The sequence below is a fragment of the Roseburia hominis A2-183 genome, assembly GCF_000225345.1.
GTDB classification, from domain to species: Bacteria; Bacillota; Clostridia; order Lachnospirales; family Lachnospiraceae; genus Roseburia; species Roseburia hominis.
The window spans coordinates 958902-975275 of the sequence record NC_015977.1; the positions used below are offsets into that span (position 1 = coordinate 958902).

The 16374-nt window shown below is 51.8% G+C and carries 15 protein-coding genes and 1 tRNA gene; 13 read left to right on the forward strand and 3 right to left on the reverse strand.

Annotated elements, in window-relative coordinates:
* Positions 1-229 precede the first annotated feature (229 nt).
* Positions 230-302, reverse strand: a tRNA-Gly gene (locus RHOM_RS04350).
* A gap of 195 nt (positions 303-497) precedes the next feature.
* Between RHOM_RS04350 and RHOM_RS04355 the strand changes: the two genes are divergently transcribed.
* Positions 498-950: an FMN-binding protein gene (locus tag RHOM_RS04355; RefSeq protein WP_014079054.1), complete on the forward strand. Its 453-nt coding sequence runs from the start codon at positions 498-500 to the stop codon at positions 948-950.
* Between the two features lie 76 nt (positions 951-1026).
* On the opposite strand, the gene RHOM_RS04360 is transcribed toward RHOM_RS04355, so the two are convergent.
* Positions 1027-1269 (reverse strand): hypothetical protein, encoded by a 243-nt coding sequence (locus RHOM_RS04360; RefSeq protein WP_014079055.1) that lies wholly within the window; start codon positions 1267-1269, stop codon positions 1027-1029.
* Between the two features lie 177 nt (positions 1270-1446).
* Between RHOM_RS04360 and thyA the strand changes: the two genes are divergently transcribed.
* The 5 genes from thyA to ilvN all read left to right on the forward strand — a co-directional run bounded on the left by thyA (position 1447) and on the right by ilvN (position 6149).
* A complete protein-coding gene (gene thyA / locus RHOM_RS04365; protein WP_014079056.1) occupies positions 1447-2295 on the forward strand; it encodes a thymidylate synthase in 849 nt (282 codons plus the stop codon).
* A gap of 23 nt (positions 2296-2318) precedes the next feature.
* Positions 2319-2810, forward strand: a complete 492-nt coding sequence (locus RHOM_RS04370; protein ID WP_014079057.1) for a dihydrofolate reductase — start codon at positions 2319-2321, stop codon at positions 2808-2810.
* 16 nt (positions 2811-2826) lie between these two features.
* On the forward strand, positions 2827-3780 hold the full coding sequence (locus RHOM_RS04375) for an AEC family transporter (RefSeq protein WP_014079058.1): 954 nt from the start codon (positions 2827-2829) through the stop codon (positions 3778-3780).
* A gap of 134 nt (positions 3781-3914) precedes the next feature.
* A complete protein-coding gene (ilvB, locus tag RHOM_RS04380) occupies positions 3915-5636 on the forward strand; it encodes a biosynthetic-type acetolactate synthase large subunit (protein WP_014079059.1) in 1722 nt (573 codons plus the stop codon).
* A 15-nt stretch (positions 5637-5651) separates the two neighbouring features.
* Positions 5652-6149: an acetolactate synthase small subunit gene (ilvN, locus tag RHOM_RS04385; RefSeq protein WP_014079060.1), complete on the forward strand. Its 498-nt coding sequence runs from the start codon at positions 5652-5654 to the stop codon at positions 6147-6149.
* Between the two features lie 621 nt (positions 6150-6770).
* Here the strand turns inward: ilvN and RHOM_RS04390 are convergent.
* Positions 6771-7814: a DUF6709 family protein gene (locus RHOM_RS04390; protein WP_044024841.1), complete on the reverse strand. Its 1044-nt coding sequence runs from the start codon at positions 7812-7814 to the stop codon at positions 6771-6773.
* Between the two features lie 209 nt (positions 7815-8023).
* Here RHOM_RS04390 and RHOM_RS04395 point away from each other — a divergent pair, with 209 nt between their 5' ends.
* The 7 genes from RHOM_RS04395 to RHOM_RS04425 all read left to right on the forward strand — a co-directional run bounded on the left by RHOM_RS04395 (position 8024) and on the right by RHOM_RS04425 (position 16354).
* Positions 8024-8875 carry a class I SAM-dependent DNA methyltransferase gene (locus RHOM_RS04395; protein WP_014079062.1) on the forward strand — a complete coding sequence of 284 codons (852 nt, stop codon included), beginning with the start codon at positions 8024-8026 and terminating at the stop codon, positions 8873-8875.
* 161 nt (positions 8876-9036) lie between these two features.
* On the forward strand, positions 9037-9915 hold the full coding sequence (gene hslO, locus RHOM_RS04400; RefSeq protein ID WP_014079064.1) for an Hsp33 family molecular chaperone HslO: 879 nt from the start codon (positions 9037-9039) through the stop codon (positions 9913-9915).
* Entirely contained in the window at positions 9912-11822 is a 1911-nt protein-coding gene (locus RHOM_RS04405) for an NAD(+) synthase (RefSeq protein ID WP_014079065.1), read from the forward strand. The genes hslO and RHOM_RS04405 overlap by 4 nt, the downstream gene beginning before the upstream one ends.
* A gap of 2 nt (positions 11823-11824) precedes the next feature.
* Positions 11825-13003: an aldo/keto reductase gene (locus RHOM_RS04410; protein WP_044024842.1), complete on the forward strand. Its 1179-nt coding sequence runs from the start codon at positions 11825-11827 to the stop codon at positions 13001-13003.
* Positions 13004-13093: 90 nt separating this feature from the next.
* Positions 13094-13648, forward strand: a complete 555-nt coding sequence (locus tag RHOM_RS04415; RefSeq protein WP_014079067.1) for an ECF-type riboflavin transporter substrate-binding protein — start codon at positions 13094-13096, stop codon at positions 13646-13648.
* Between the two features lie 154 nt (positions 13649-13802).
* On the forward strand, positions 13803-15527 hold the full coding sequence (locus RHOM_RS04420) for an ABC transporter ATP-binding protein (protein WP_014079068.1): 1725 nt from the start codon (positions 13803-13805) through the stop codon (positions 15525-15527).
* Entirely contained in the window at positions 15527-16354 is an 828-nt protein-coding gene (locus RHOM_RS04425) for an energy-coupling factor transporter transmembrane component T family protein (RefSeq protein WP_014079069.1), read from the forward strand. The genes RHOM_RS04420 and RHOM_RS04425 overlap by 1 nt, the downstream gene beginning before the upstream one ends.
* Positions 16355-16374 lie beyond the last annotated feature (20 nt).

Consider the following 16374-nt stretch of genomic DNA (forward strand, 5'->3'; position numbering starts at 1 on the left):
CATAATGAGTTTGAATAAGAGAAAAATTTTTTGACCAATGGTTAATTAACCAGAAATTGCCAAGGCTTTCAATAGCAGAGCGCCGACCGAAGCGTAGCGAAGAAGCCAGCGTCCGGTGGACGCTGTTAGGCAACGACCGGAGCGGAGCGTAGACCTCGAACGACCTGGTCCGGCAGGACTCGATTTAACAAAAAAGGACATCCATCGGATGTCCTTTTTGTTAAAAGAGAGCGCGAGACGGGACTCGAACCCGCGGCCCCGACCTTGGCAAGGTCGTGCTCCACCAACTGAGCCACTCGCGCATAAGTTGTTGTGCCGGTTATGTCTGCCGGACACATTTGATATCATACAGCGTGAATGAAAATTTGTCAACGCCTTTTTTTATATTTTTTGAAAAACTTGAACAATTTGTGATTTTAAAGCGTTTTTGAGAGTAAAGCAGTCATGGGAAAGAGTACACCACATATAATGTAATAATCAGTATGCGGAGGCTTAAGATGAGTGCAAAGACAAAGATCGTGGTTCTTCATATGAAAGAACTGATTTATACACTGATTTTCGCAGGACTTGGAATTCTGCTGATTTTTTTACTGCTGTTCATGTTCCTGCCCGGAAAAGAGGACGGAGAGTCGGTAGAGACAATGAGGTATGTGGCGGGAGTGTACACGTCATCGATCCAGTTTGGAGAGCATGCGGTGGATATGCAGGTGATTGTGGATGAAAACCGGATTCAGTCCGTCTCCATGGTCAATCTTGATGAGACGGTGGAGACAATGTATCCGCTGATGGAGCCGGCATTGGAAAACATTGCGGATCAGGTGGTGGAAAAACAGACCACGGAAGGAATTACATACAATGCGGATTACCAGTATACATCAGTGGTATTGTTGAACGCGATTGAGAATGCACTGGCGAAGGCGGAACTCTCCGGCGCAGAGACGGGAGAGTAGAAGAGCGTACATAGAAAAATTGCAGGATGGCAGAAAAATACCCGGGTGCGGAAAAGTCGCCCCGGGTTCTTTTGCGTTATTCTTCTGTGCTTAAGGAATTCATGTAATCGGTGATGGCATCGACATTGGCGTAAATGGTCTCAACCGGCTTCTTGCTCTCATAGATGCGGTAACCGGACACACCAGCCCAGCCTGCGAGCGCGATGACAACCAGCCAGCCGCAGACAACAGCGAGCAGATGCAGGCGCTTCTCCTTTGCCATAGTCTTCTTGCGGTTCTTTTTCTCTTCTTTATAGCGGTCTACTTTAGCCTGACTCATAATCTGTCTCCTTTATGTGTTCAATCTTTATTCTCTGCAAAATAAAGTAAAATTCCAAGAAATAATATAACCCATTTGCGGGAAAAATGCAACAGAAATGCACCTTGTCATTTCACGGAAAATTGAGTACAATTAAGAATTAGCAGAATAGAATGGAAGAAAAACGGGAGGAACGGAATGAGTCTCGCAGATAAGATTTTTGTGGATATGTGTAAGGATATACTGGAAAACGGAACCAGCACGGAGGGGGAAAAAGTAAGACCACATTGGGAGGATGGGACGAGCGCCTATACGATCAAGAAATTCGGTGTGGTGAACCGCTATGATCTCTCAAAAGAGTTCCCTGCGATCACGCTCCGCAAGACGGCGATCAGGACCTGCACGGAGGAGATGCTCTGGATCTGGCAGCGCAAGTCCAATAACATTCATGACTTAAACAGCACGGTCTGGGATGAGTGGGCGGACGCGGACGGCTCCATCGGAAAAGCATACGGTTACCAGCTCGGCGTGAAGCACCAGTACAAGGAAGGCATGATGGATCAGGTTGACCGCGTGATCTACGATCTGAAGAATAATCCGTTCAGCCGGCGCATCATGACAAACATCTATGTACATGCGGATCTGCATGAGATGAATCTATATCCGTGCGCATACAGTATGACGTTCAATGTGACGCATCAGCCGGGAGATGAGAAGCTGACACTCAACGCGATCCTAAACCAGCGCTCGCAGGATGTGCTTGCCGCCAACAACTGGAACGTCTGCCAGTATGCGGTGCTGATGCATATGCTGGCGCAGGTATGCGATATGAAGGTCGGGGAACTGGTACATGTCATCGCGGATGCGCATATTTATGACCGGCATGTGCCGATTATCAGGGAACTGATCAAGAGAGAGCAGCATCCGGCACCGAAGTTTACCCTCAATCCGGATGTCAAAGATTTTTACCAGTTCACGACAAAGGATATCACGATCGAGGATTACGTGACGGGATCGCAGATCAAAAATATCCCGATCGCGGTGTAAGCACGAATAGAAAGGCGTAAAAAATGAATTTAATAGCAGCAGTGGATCAAAATTGGGCAATCGGCAATAAAAATGAGTTACTGGTGAGAATTCCGGCGGATCAGAAGTTTTTCCGTGAGACGACGACCGGCAAGGTGGTGGTCATGGGAAGAAAAACGCTGGAGAGTTTTCCGAACGGGCTTCCGCTTAAGAACCGCACCAATATCGTGCTGACACACGATCATACCTATAAGGTTCCGGGTGCGGTTGTCGTTCATGACATGGATGAGCTTCATGAAGAATTAAAAAAATATGACAGTGAGGATATCTATGTGATCGGCGGAGAGACGATCTACAGACAGCTTCTGGATGAGTGCGATGTGGCGCACATCACGAAAATTGACTATGCGTACGATGCAGATGCGTATTTCCCGAATCTGGATGAGAGACCGGAGTGGAAGATCACGGCGGATAGCGAGGAGCAGACGTACTTTGATCTGGAGTATTATTTTTACCGGTACGAGAGGGTAAAATAGGCGGGATGGCGTAGAGATGGAGAATTTTATTTACAGTGTGGATGCAACATTTCCGATCTTTTTAGTCATGGTGATCGGTTATATCCTAAAACAGATCGGGATGCTAAACGACAATTTTGTCACGGTGGCAAACCGGTTCAACTTTAAGGTGACACTGCCGTTTATGCTGTTCCGCGATATTTCCGGCGTAGATATCCGGGCGGTCTTTGACATCCGGTATGTGCTGTTCTGCGCGCTCGTGAGCACGGCGTGCTTCTGGATCATCTGGGGTGGTGTGAAGCTGTTTTTGAAGGATCAGAGCATGCGGGGAGCTTTTGTGCAGGCATCATTCCGCAGCAGTGCGGCGGTGATGGGACTGGCATTCATCCAGAACATGTACGGAAGCTCGGCGATGGGACCGCTCATGATCGTGAGTGCAGTGCCGCTCTACAATATTTTTTCCGTGATTGTGCTGACGTTTGAAGGGGCACATTCCGGGGATGTGGATCCGAAGCAGAAGATTAAGGATGCCTGTATCAACATCGCAAAGAATCCGATCATTCTGGGAATCTTGACCGGACTTATCGTGGGACTTCTTGGCATCGATTTTCCGGTGATAGTGAATAAGACGGTGAACAGCGTGGCACAGATGGCAACGCCTCTGGCACTCATCACGATCGGAGCAGGATTTGAGGGAAGAAAAGCACTGGCGAAGATCCGCCCGACGATTGCAGCATCCATGATCAAGCTGGTCATCCAGCCGCTCATTTTTCTGCCGGTTGCTGCGTGGATGGGATTTCACGGGGAGCAGATGATCGCAATTCTGATTATGCTGGCATCTCCGACAACGCCGAGCTGCTATATCATGGCGAAGAACATGGACAATGACGGTGTACTCACCGCGAGCGTGATCGTGATGACAACGCTTCTGGCAGCGTTTACCCTGACCGGATGGATCTTTATTTTGAAGACAGTAGGATTGATAGGGTAAAGGTTCTTGATGTATTTTAATATTCTTGATTTATCTTTGGATAGGATTGCATTTGTGAAAAAGATGGGCTATAGTTTTTTACAATAATCCTTTCTGCAGGAAACGGACGGCAGAGAGAAGGTAAGGAGGACGGCATGGATATTACAGGCAGAAAGTTATTTGTGAAAGCTTTGCAGGAAGAAGGCGTTACCACCCTGTTCGGTTATCCGGGCGGAACGGTGACGGATCTTTTTGATGAACTATATAAGCAGGATGGTATCGAAGTCGTCTTACCCAGACATGAGCAGGGGCTGATCCATGAGGCGGAAGGATATGCCCGGTCGACGGGAAAAGTGGGAGTGTGTCTGGTCACGAGTGGACCGGGAGCCACCAATATCATGACGGGGCTTGCAGACGCGCACTATGACAGCATCCCCCTGGTCTGTTTTACCGGACAGGTGCCGTTATCCCTCATTGGAAACGATGCGTTTCAGGAGGTAGATATTGTGGGCATGACGCGGAGCATCACCAAGTACGGCGTGACGGTGCGGAAAAGAGAGGATCTGGGGCGCATCATCAAGATGGCGTTCTACATTGCCTCCACGGGGAAGCCCGGACCGGTGCTCATCGATATCCCGAAGGACATCCAGACGGCGCCAGGACCTGCAGAGTATCCTTCCAGTGTGCAGATTCGCGGTTACAAACCGAATGAGAGCGTGCATGTGGGACAGCTGAAAAAAGCTTATAAGCTGCTGCGCGGGGCGAAGAAGCCGCTTATACTGGCGGGCGGAGGCATTAACATTGCACATGCCAACGACAAGCTGCTTCAGTTTGCGGAAAAAATGCAGATTCCGGTTGTGACGACGATCATGGGAAAAGGAGCAATCCCGACCGGGCATCCGCTCTATGTGGGGAACAGCGGTATGCACGGAAAATATGCCGCAAATATGGCAGTCAGCAAATGTGACGTGCTGTTTTCCATCGGTACCAGATTCAACGACCGCATCACCGGCGATTTAAACGAGTTTGCGCCGAAGGCGAAGATCGTACATATCGACGTGGATACGGCGGCGATCTCCCGAAACGTGGTCGTGGATGTTCCGATTGTTTCCGATGCCAATCTGGCGTTAGAGAAGCTGCTCGAGTGGGCGGAGTCCAAAGACACCGCAGCATGGCAGGCGCAGATTGCCGGGTGGGATGAGAAAAATCCGCTTGAGATGCGCAGGGATCACGGCATGACACCGCAGATGATTTTTGAGCATGTGAACCGGACGTTCGGAGAGGCGGTCTATGTGACGGATGTGGGACAGCATCAGATGTGGGCAACACAGTATCTGGAACTGGATTCCTGGCATCAGCTGATTACCTCGGGAGGACTTGGCACGATGGGATTCGGGCTTCCGGCGGCAATCGGTGCAAAGATCGGCAATCCGGACAAGGAAGTGGTCTGCTTTTCCGGGGACGGCGGTCTGCAGATGAACATTCAGGAGATGGCGACGGCGGTCGTGCAGGAGGCGCCGGTCATCATCTGCGTGTTTAACAATTATTATCTGGGAATGGTACGGCAGATGCAGCAGTTATTCTACGGCAAGCGCTACGAGGCAACCTGTCTGCGCAGAAGAAAGGGATGCCCGGCGAACTGCAAGGGACCGAACGCATCCTGCCCGCCGTACACGCCGGATTTTATCGCACTTGCAAAAAGCTACGGGGCACACGGAATCCGTGTGGAGCGCGAGGAGGATATCCAGGCGGCGTTAGATGAGGCGCGCACATATAAAGAGGCGCCGACCATCATCGAATTTATGATCGCCACCGATGAGATCGTGCTTCCGATGGTGAAGAGCGGGAATCCGATGAGTGAAATGATCTTGAAATAGGAATGGAGACTTACTATGAAGAATCGCTGGATTGCATTATATGTGGAAAATCAGGTCGGTGTTCTGGCTAAGGTGTCCGGTCTGTTTTCCGGCAAATCGTATAACTTACAGAGTCTGACCGTCGGCACGACGGAGGACGAGACCGTTTCCCGCATGACGATCTGCGTGACGAGTGACGACATTACCTTTGAGCAGATCAAAAAGCAGCTAAACCGTATGGTAGAGGTCATCAAGGTCATTGATCTCACCGATGTGCCGATCCATATGAAAGAGATTCTGTTTGCGAAGGTATTAGACATCAATGCGGCGGAAAAGCTTGAGGTGTTCCAGATAGCGCAGGTGTTCCATGTGGAGGTATCGGACGTCGGGAACGACAGCGTGCTGCTGGAATGTAAGCTGACAGAGCGGCGCAACAACGAACTGATTGCCCTGCTCCGCTCAAAATTCAAGAGAATCGAAGTGGTAAGAGGCGGTGCTGTGGCGATTGAGTCGATCAGTACCTCCTGCCGCTAGCATCAGAGGGGAATTGTTGCAATCAGCACAGAGTGTCCTTTGAGTGATAGGTAATATATAAAAAGATTACATCTTTCAATTTCAGATGGAATGCATATGAAAATTCTGTTCAAAAATGCGGCATTTCTAACCAGCCGGATATTTGCATCCGCGATGATCCGTGTCTTTCCAAGTTTGGAACAATCCACGGGTCATGTCCGCACTCCGAAGACAATTTGTAGGACTTTTGTGCCGCCCTTACCTGTACTCCCGCAATAAGACATAACCGCGCGAAGCCGATGTTTGAATTGCCATCTGCCTTGTTTTTAATAGCAGATGGCAACGAGTTTCGGTTCGCGCGGTTTTATATTGTCTATGAGGGAGTACAGTTAGGGCGGCTAAAAAGTCCGCCCATTGTCTTTGGCGTGTCGGACATGTTCCCGTTGGATTGTCCAAACGTGGAAGAGACACGGAATCCGATGCAAATATCCGTCAGGAAGAAATGCTCTCATTTTTTCACAAAGAATCTTCCATATGCATTTCCATCTGAAATCTGTAAGATGTACTTCTCCAACTATTACCTGTCGCTCAAAGGACACTCAGAGCTGATTGCAAAAGATCCGTTCTGTGTTGGCGCAGGATTTAGACGCGCTTTTTCAGGATGGCAATAAATTTTTCAAAATGCATCGGCGTTCCCTGGATCTCCTGCACCTTCAGACGGTTCGCTTCGGAGAATCCGACTAAAATATTGTGGTTCGCCTCGGCGAGGTAATCTATGATACCGTCGATGTCCGACTTGATGTTCTTCGGGCACTGGATGTAGAGATGCCGGTTCGCACTGATATGCAGCGTGTAGGAGATGCTGAAGTGGTACCAGAAAAACTTGTGGAGCGTCGAGTATTTGTAGATCCAGATGATCTCATCGATCGGTACAATGGCATTGCCGTACACCGAGGTCTCGATGAAGAAATGTTCTGTGATAAACATATCCTCCGTTGCAAGCTGCGGCAGCGTCGCAAGTTCATCCTCTGCCTGCTCCAAAAGCTTTTTCGGATTGCCGAACAGCGCGAGATCCTGGCACGCGGGCGAGAGAATTGGAAAGCAGATGTAGAGGATGAAAAATACAATGCAGATCAGGGCATAGCTGCCGGTCGCAAAAAATACGACGTAGAGCAGCGTGTTTCCGAGCAGATTGTAATCAGGCTCACTCAGTACATACTGGGAGACTTTGTTGTGAATGCCGTTTTCGGTCCAGTTCAGATCCGAAGCGAGATGATTTAACAGCTCATCAAAATTCTCGGAACCGTGAAGAATCTTGGCACGGACGGACACCTGCGGAATCTCCGGAAGTCCCTGTTCACTGGTATTCGGGGAGAGCAGCACGATGATGCACTCGTCATTCCGCATCGTGTAATAGTAGTAACCGCTGATGTGCCCTAGAAAGGACTGGGTGTAACCGGTGAACTTCAGATCGGATAAGGTGGCGGATATGTATTCTTCATGCCGTCTGTAGGTGCTCTCGAGGGTATCCGGGGCATCGAGCGTGTCCGGAAAAAGCGGCGCTGACAGCGAGAGAACGAACCACAGTACCAGAAGAAAAATCAGATACAGGATCGGTGTCAGCAGTCTGCGCTTGTAGAATGCCTTTATATTTTTGGTAATATAGTGTTCAAACTGATCGGGCATAGGTGTAAGATCCTTTGCTGTATTTTGCTGTGTTTCCAGAAACATCGGAAAAAACAGCATTTTATGGAATAAGTATACGGTTTACCGGAAAAATAATCAAGAAGATTTGTGCGGGGGAATCTGTCGGCAAACCTTGATTTCACATTGGAAACTTGGTAGTATTACATAGAAATGTTCCGCATGCTGGCGGAAGAGAAAGTGAGAACGATATGGGTGCATACGAGAGCTTTGCGAGAGTGTATGATCTGTTTATGGATAATGTTCCCTATGAGGAATGGGGTTCCTATCTTATGGGGCTGCTCCGGGAATACGGCATCTGCAGCGGAACGGTTGCGGAACTGGGTTGCGGCACCGGAAAAATGACCAGGCTGCTGGCGGCGGCAGGGTACGATATGATCGGCGTGGACAATTCCGAGGAGATGCTTGAGATCGCACGCGAGGCAGAGTATGAGGCGGATGCGTGGAGTGCGGCAGAAGCATGGGACGAAGCTGACGAAACCGATGAGCCGGAAGAATATGCAGAACTGGGCGAGCCGGATGAACCGGACGAGCTGCCCAATGGGGGAATTCTCTATCTGCTCGAGGATATGCGTGAACTGGAACTGTACGGAAGCGTGTGCGCGGTGGTGTCGGTCTGCGATTCCATGAATTATATTTTGGAGGAAGCGGATCTGCGCGAGGTGTTTTCGCGTGTGCACGAGTATCTGGAGGAGGATGGCATCTTTATTTTTGACCTGAATACGGTATACAAGTACCGGGATCTTCTGGGAGAGACGACGATTGCGGAAAACCGCGAGGAGGGCAGCTTCATCTGGGAGAATTATTTCGATGAGGAGAGTGCCGTAAATGAATACGATCTGACGCTTTATATCCGCGAGGACGGTGCAACCTACCGCCGGTTTGAGGAAGTGCATTATCAGCGGGCCTATGATTTAAAGACGATTGACAGACTGCTTGCGGATGCGGGAATGGAATTGCTGGCAGCCTACGACGCGTTCACAAAGGAGCCGGTCAAGGAGGATTCGGAGCGGATCTATGTGGTGGCGCGCCCACGCAGGTAGAAGGCTTTGAGAAGATGCAGGAACAACGAATCCGAACTGAGTACAAAAAGATACAGTATATGAAAACGGAGCAGAAAGAAAAGATACCGTGCATGAAAACGGAGCAGGAAAAGAAGATGTAGCAAATCTGAAATACAGCAACAATAGAAAAGGAGAACAAAATGAGTCAGGATAGAGATTATATTGTAAGAGCTACCGCAGCGGAGGGAAGTATCCGCGCATTTGCGATCACATCACGCCATCTGGTGGAGGAGGCGAGAGTGGATCATGACACCAGCCCGGTGATTACGGCAGCGCTCGGCAGACTTCTCTCCGGTGCGGCGATGATGGGAACGATGATGAAGGGGGAGAAGGATCTTCTGACGATACAGATCCAGTGCGGCGGCCCGGCGAAGGGCTTTACGGTGACCGCGGATGCAAACGGACATGTCAAGGGATTCCCGAATGTTCCGGATGTGGAACTGCCGTTAAATGCACAGGGAAAGCTGGACGTCGGCGGTGCGCTGGGGCTTGGCGTGATGAGCGTCATCAAGGACATGGGATTAAAGGAGCCGTACGTGGGACAGATCGCGCTGCAGACCGGTGAGATTGCGGAGGATCTGACGTACTATTTTGCCACCTCCGAGCAGGTGCCGTCCGCGGTAGGACTCGGTGTTCTCGTGAATCCGGACCGGTCGGTCAGACAGGCGGGAGGATTTATCATCCAGCTGATGCCGTTTACACCGGACGACGTGGTGGATCGTCTCGAGAAGAAGATCACGGAGATTGCCTCCGTCACGGAGATGCTGGAAGATGGGAAGACACCGGAGGAGATCTTGGAGCTGATTCTCGGCGAGTTCGGGCTTGAGATCAACGATACGGTGGATGCCGCATTCCAGTGCGACTGCTCCAAGGAGCGCGTCTCCCGTGCGATTGCGACACTGAGCAGAAAGGATCTGGACGACATCGTAAGCGACGGAGAGTCGATTGAGGTAAAATGCCAGTTCTGTAACAAAGCGTACCATTTTGACATCGACGAGTTAAAGGAAATGAGAAAATGAGAGATGGATTTGTAAAAGTTGCCGCCGTCACACCGAAGATCCGTGTGGCGGACACAAAATACAACGCCGGCGTGATCGTGGAAGGAATCCGGGAAGCGGCGGCGGCAGGCGCGAAGGTGATCGTGCTGCCGGAGCTTGTCATCACGGGATATACCTGCAGTGATCTGTTTTTGCAGGAATATCTTTTAGAGCAGGCGAAGCGGGCGCTCGGAACGATCGCGGAGGAGACAGCAGAGGTGGACGCCATCCTTTTTGTCGGTCTACCGCTTGCGTACAACGGAAAACTTTATAATGTGGCAGCGGTGCTCTGCCGCGGGGAAGTGCTCGGGTTTGTGCCCAAAACCTATCTTCCGAACTACAATGAATTTTACGAGGCAAGACATTTTGCCAGAGGAATGGCAGATCCGGTCGAGGTCGATTTCGAGGGAGAGTGCGTGCCGATGGGGACGAGGCTTTTATTTGTGTGTACGTCTCTGCCGGAATTAAAGATCGGCGCGGAGCTCTGCGAGGATTTGTGGACGCCGGAGCCGCCGAGTATCCGTCATGCCAGAAATGGTGCGACGCTGCTTGTGAATCTGTCTGCATCAGATGAGACCACCGGAAAGGACATCTACCGGCGGGAGCTGGTAAACGGACAGTCGGCGAGACTTCTGTGCGGCTATATCTATGCGAGTGCGGGAGACGGGGAGTCCACGCAGGACGTCGTCTACTCCGGACACAATGTGATTGCCGAGAACGGTCATATTCTAAAGGAATCGGAGCGGTTCGGAAGCGGTGTGATCTGCACGGAGATCGATGTCAAGCGGATCGAGGCGGAGCGCCGCCGGATGACGACGTTTGAGATGGCGGATGACAGCTATGTGGAGGTGCGTTTTTCTCTTGAAACGGAGGAGACGGCTCTGACCCGCTTCATCGACCCGATGCCGTTTGTGCCGGGAAACGAGGCGGACCGTATCAGACGCTGTGATGAGATCCTTGCCATTCAGGCAGCGGGATTAAAAAAGCGTCTGGAGCATACGCACTGTAAGACGGCGGTTGTGGGCATTTCGGGCGGTCTGGATTCCACACTGGCGCTGCTTGTCACCGTGCGCGCGTTCGATCTGCTCGGCATGCCGCACGACCGGATCAAGGCAGTCACGATGCCGGGCTTCGGGACGACGGACCGGACCTATGACAACGCGGTGTCCCTGATCCGGTGCCTCGGCGCGGACTTTACGGAAGTCGACATCAAGGAAGCGGTGAATGTGCATTTCCGTGATATCGGGCAGGATCCGGCCGTTCATGATGTGACCTATGAGAACGGCCAGGCAAGAGAGCGGACGCAGATTCTGATGGACATTGCCAACAAAGAGGGCGGCATGGTCATCGGAACCGGCGATCTCTCGGAGCTTGCACTCGGCTGGGCGACATATAACGGCGACCATATGTCCATGTATGCGGTCAATGCCTCCGTTCCGAAGACGCTGGTGCGCCACCTGGTGCGCTACTACGCGGATACCTGCGGGGATGAGAAGCTTGGCGCGGTATTGACGGATGTGCTGGACACGCCGGTATCTCCGGAGCTTCTGCCGCCGGAGGACGGAAAGATCTCGCAGAAGACGGAAGATCTTGTGGGACCGTACGAGCTTCATGATTTTTACCTGTACCACATGCTGCGTCTTGGATTTGCACCGAAAAAGGTGTACCGTCTCGCAAAAGTGGCGTTTGACGGCGTCTACGACGATGAGACGATCTTAAAATGGCTGAAAACCTTTTACCGGCGCTTTTTTGCACAGCAATTCAAGCGTTCCTGTCTGCCGGACGGACCGAAAGTCGGTAGTGTGGCGGTCTCTCCGCGCGGGGATCTGCGGATGCCGTCGGACGCGTGCGCGGCTGTCTGGCTGCAGCAGTTGGAGGAGATCGGATGATCATGCAGTATCGCAAGGATAAAAACGGAAATGAGATTTCGGTGCTCGGCTACGGGTGTATGCGTTTTACCAAGGAGGGCGGGCATGCCGATATCGATAAGGCGGAAAAGGAGGTCATGGCGGCGATAGATGCCGGTGTGAACTATCTCGATACCGCATATGTCTATGCCGGAAATGAGGCGGCGGTCGGGGAGATCCTCGCGCGCAATCATTGCAGGGAACGCATCTACCTGGCAACCAAGCTGCCGCACTACCTGATCAAGTCGGTGGAGGGCGCCCAGAAGATGTTCGAGGAGGAGCTGCGCCGCTTACAGACAGATTATATTGATTACTATCTGATGCATATGCTGACGGATCTTCCCACCTGGGAAAAGTTAAAAAAGCTTGGCATGGAGGACTGGATCCGGGAGAAAAAGGCGTCCGGAGAGATCCGCAACATCGGATTTTCCTATCACGGCAGATCGGATATGTTCATGCAGCTGATCGACGCCTATGACTGGGATTTCTGCCAGATCCAGTATAATTATATGGACGAACATTCGCAGGCGGGCGTGGAGGGGCTGCGCTACGCGCACGCGAGGGGGATTCCAGTGATTATTATGGAGCCGCTGCGCGGCGGCAGGCTGGTCAATCTGCTGCCGGAGTCGGCGAAGGAGCTGTTCGCACAGGATGAGGAGCACCGCACCCCGGCAGAATTGGCACTCAAGTGGCTGTACGACCAGCCGGAGGTGACCTGCGTGCTTTCCGGCATGAATTCCATGGAGATGGTCGAACAGAATGTGCGCACAGCTTCGGAATACGGCGTCGGGTGCATGACGGAGTCAGATCGCGCGCTGGTGGAAGCGGTGCGGCAGGAGATCACAAAGCACGTCAAGGTGGGATGCACCGGCTGCGGTTACTGTATGCCGTGCCCACGCGGGGTGGATATCCCCGGGACATTCCGCTGCTACAATGCGATGTACTCCGAAGGAAAAAAGTCCGGCCGCAGGGATTACCTGCAGTGTACGGCATTCCGCAAGAATCCGGCGAGCGCCTCGCAGTGTGTGGGCTGCGGCAAATGCGAGCAGCACTGTCCGCAGCATATTGAGATCCGCAGGGAGTTAAAAGCGGCGGCGGGAGAACTCGAGACGGTGAAGTACAAGTTCATGAAGACGGCAATCGGCGTGCTGAAGCTCTGGTAGAAACACATGGCAGGAATAAATTCTATCTGGTAAATCGGAAAAGTGTGTGTTATACTACAGTGCAGATACAAATGAGAGGAGGACTTTGTTATGAAAATGAAGTTTGGTATTAAGGAAGTTGTTGCAACCGGTATTGGAACAGCGTTGTTCGTTGCGCTGACAGAGGTACAGATCCCTCTGGGAATTATCCCGAACACCGCCTTACAGCCGAGAGCGGCATTGCTCGCATTCCTTGCAGCCGTATTCGGTCCGGTAGTCGGCGGTATTGTCGGTCTTCTGGGACATGCAATCGGTGATGCGCTGTTTTATGGAAGCGTATGGTGGAGCTGGGTATTTCCGGACGCGGTATTCGGCATTCTGGTCGGACTTTTCGCTGCAAAATATGCGATCAAGGACGGCGGATTCGAGAGGAAACAGATCGTGCTGTTCAACGTTGTGCAGGTTGTTGCCAACCTCGCTGCATGGGTGATCGTTGCGCCGGTACTTGACATTGTGATCTACGCAGAGCCTGCCAACAAGGTATTTGCACAGGGTGCATGGGCATGCCTTGGAAACGTGATTATTATTGGTATTCTTGGTACTTTGATCGCAGCAGGATACTCCAAGATCGGAGCAAAATCGTCCAGTCTCTCCAAGGAGGACTAGGCGGATTCCGGCAGCAGAAAGACAGAAGCAGACAGAGTGCGCGGAGACGGGGTGCAAAATGTGACCGGTTCCGCGCACTTTTTCTTCCATTTGGAATTATTATCAAGTATAATAGTCGGGAAGTACCACAAGAGAGGAAGACGAGGATTTCGGAATGGAACCGATCATAGAATTTCAGAATTTTTCTTTTAAATATCGTTCCCAGAAGGAACCGACGCTAAAGGACATCAATCTCGCAATTTATCCGGGGGAGAAGGTACTGATCGTCGGACCGTCCGGTTCCGGAAAGTCGACATTAGCGCACTGCATCAACGGGCTTGTGCCGTTTTCCTATGCCGGAGACATCACGGGGACTTACCGCATTAAGGGCGAGGATCCCGCAAAGCTTGGTATTTTTGGACTGTCGAAGTCTGTGGGTACGGTTTTGCAGGACACGGACGGTCAGTTCATCGGGCTTACGGTGGCGGAGGATATCGCATTTGCGCTGGAGAATGACAGAGTGGAATATCACGAGATGCGCGGGCGCGTGGACAAAGCGGCGGACGCTGTGGATGTAAAAGACCTGCTCGATCATGCACCAGGAGCATTGTCTGGTGGACAGAAGCAGCGCGTATCCATGGCGGGCGTGCTGGTCTGTGATGTGGATATCCTGTTGTTTGACGAGCCGCTTGCCAATCTGGACCCGGCGACGGGAAAGCGCACGATCGCTTTGATCGATGAGCTGCAGAAGGCAAAAGGGGCAACGATCCTGATTATTGAGCATCGTCTGGAAGATGCACTGTACCGGGATGTGGACCGCATCATCGTCGTCGGTGAGGGAAAGATCGTGGCGGATACGACGCCGGATGAACTTCTGGCAGCCAATGTACTGGCGGAGGAGGGAATCCGCGAGCCACTCTACATCACGGCGCTTAAGCATGCGGGATGCGAGATCCGTCCCGAGACGCATCCGGCGCATGTGGAGACGATGGAATTGTCCGGTTATAAGGAGGCGCTGTGCCGCTGGAACGAGAAGGTTGCACTGCCGGAGAAAAAACCGGGGGATGACGTCATCCTCTCGGTGGAGAATCTTGCTTTTTCCTATGACGGAAGAACGCCGATTCTAACCGACATCCATATGCAGGTACAAAAGGGCGAGATGCTGGCGATTGTTGGCAAGAACGGTGCCGGAAAGTCGACGCTCTCGAATCTCATCTGCGGCTTTTTAAAGCCCGGTCAGGGGCGGATTCTGTTTGGCGGCGAGGACATTGCAGACTGGTCGATCAAGGAGCGCGGCGAGAAGATCGGACTTGTCATGCAGAATCCGAATCAGATGATCAGCAAACCGATGATCTATGATGAGGTGGCGCTGGGACTTGCGGTGCGCGGCGTGCCCGAGGAGGAGATTAAGGAGCGGGTCTATGCAACCTTAAAGATCTGCGGCCTCTACCAGTTCCGCAACTGGCCGGTCTCCGCGTTAAGCTTCGGTCAGAAGAAGCGCGTGACGATCGCTTCGATCCTCGTGCTGCATCCGCAGGTGCTGATTTTGGACGAGCCGACGGCGGGACAGGACTACAGACATTATACGGAGATCATGGAGTTTTTAAAGAAGCTGAATGAGGAGTACGGCATTACGATCATCATGATCACACATGACATGCATCTCATGTTAGAGTATACGAACCGCGCGGTCGTGATTGCTGACGGCAGGCTTCTGGCAGATACCGCTCCGGCGGCGGTACTCACGGATGATGCGGTGGCGGATCGTGCCTATTTGAAGAAAACATCTCTCTACGATCTGGCGGTGCGCTGCGGCATTGCAGAGCCGACACAGTTCGTGGAGCGCTTTATCGGCTACGAGCGGCAGATGAGAGCGGCAGAAAGAGAGGAGGAAGCATAATGTCGCGCGTATTATCATATGAAGAAAAAGACACATGGATTCACCGTCTGAGCGGGGTGACAAAGCTTTTGTTTTTCCTCCTGTGGTCGATCACCAGCATGATCTCCTACGATACGCGGGTGCTCTTGGTCATGCTTGTGTGCAGCCTGATTATTTTTGCCATGTCGAAGACGAAGTGGAAGCAGGTCGGTACGGTATTCAAGTTCATCATGTTTTTTCTGGTGATCAATCTCATCGCCATTTTCTTCTTTTCTCCGGGACAGGGGACGAAGATTTACGGAACGGAGACGCCGATAGTGCATCTGTTTGGACATTACACGTTGACAAAAGAGCAGCTGTTTTATGAGTTCAACGTGATGGTAAAATACCTGACGGTCATTCCAGCGGTGTTCATGTTTATCGTGGCAACGAATCCGAGCGAACTGGCCGCTTCTTTAAACCGTGTTGGTGTCAGCTACAAGATCGGTTACTCCGTGGCGATTGCGCTCCGGTATATTCCGGATGTGCAGGATGATTTTGCAAAAATCAAGCACGCCCAGGAGGCGAGGGGAATTGAGATGTCTGGCAAGGCGAAGCTCGGCGACCGCATCAAGAACGTGGCGGCGATCATTTTCCCGCTGGTATTCTCCAGCATGGACCGCATCGACGTGGTCAGCAATGCGATGGAGCTCCGTGGGTTCGGAAAGCACAAGAAGCGCACCTGGTATATGGGAAAGCCGCTGGCGGCGGCAGACTATGCGGTGCTGATTGTGACGGCGGCATTTTCCGCGGTGGCACTGATGATTACCTTCAGCAACGGAAGCCGTTTTTACAATCCGTTTGTGTAATTAAAATGGAAGAAAGCGGG

Bases quoted from the DNA above. Each gene is read 5' to 3' on its own strand.
- RHOM_RS04355 (WP_014079054.1), top strand. From the start codon at position 498: ATGAGTGCAAAGACAAAGATCGTGGTTCTTCATATGAAAGAACTGATT.
- RHOM_RS04360 (WP_014079055.1), bottom strand. From the start codon at position 1,269: ATGAGTCAGGCTAAAGTAGACCGCTATAAAGAAGAGAAAAAGAACCGC.
- thyA (WP_014079056.1), top strand. From the start codon at position 1,447: ATGAGTCTCGCAGATAAGATTTTTGTGGATATGTGTAAGGATATACTG.
- RHOM_RS04370 (WP_014079057.1), top strand. From the start codon at position 2,319: ATGAATTTAATAGCAGCAGTGGATCAAAATTGGGCAATCGGCAATAAA.
- RHOM_RS04375 (WP_014079058.1), top strand. From the start codon at position 2,827: ATGGAGAATTTTATTTACAGTGTGGATGCAACATTTCCGATCTTTTTA.
- ilvB (WP_014079059.1), top strand. From the start codon at position 3,915: ATGGATATTACAGGCAGAAAGTTATTTGTGAAAGCTTTGCAGGAAGAA.
- ilvN (WP_014079060.1), top strand. From the start codon at position 5,652: ATGAAGAATCGCTGGATTGCATTATATGTGGAAAATCAGGTCGGTGTT.
- RHOM_RS04390 (WP_044024841.1), bottom strand. From the start codon at position 7,814: ATGCCCGATCAGTTTGAACACTATATTACCAAAAATATAAAGGCATTC.
- RHOM_RS04395 (WP_014079062.1), top strand. From the start codon at position 8,024: ATGGGTGCATACGAGAGCTTTGCGAGAGTGTATGATCTGTTTATGGAT.
- hslO (WP_014079064.1), top strand. From the start codon at position 9,037: ATGAGTCAGGATAGAGATTATATTGTAAGAGCTACCGCAGCGGAGGGA.
- RHOM_RS04405 (WP_014079065.1), top strand. From the start codon at position 9,912: ATGAGAGATGGATTTGTAAAAGTTGCCGCCGTCACACCGAAGATCCGT.
- RHOM_RS04410 (WP_044024842.1), top strand. From the start codon at position 11,825: ATGCAGTATCGCAAGGATAAAAACGGAAATGAGATTTCGGTGCTCGGC.
- RHOM_RS04415 (WP_014079067.1), top strand. From the start codon at position 13,094: ATGAAAATGAAGTTTGGTATTAAGGAAGTTGTTGCAACCGGTATTGGA.
- RHOM_RS04420 (WP_014079068.1), top strand. From the start codon at position 13,803: ATGGAACCGATCATAGAATTTCAGAATTTTTCTTTTAAATATCGTTCC.
- RHOM_RS04425 (WP_014079069.1), top strand. From the start codon at position 15,527: ATGTCGCGCGTATTATCATATGAAGAAAAAGACACATGGATTCACCGT.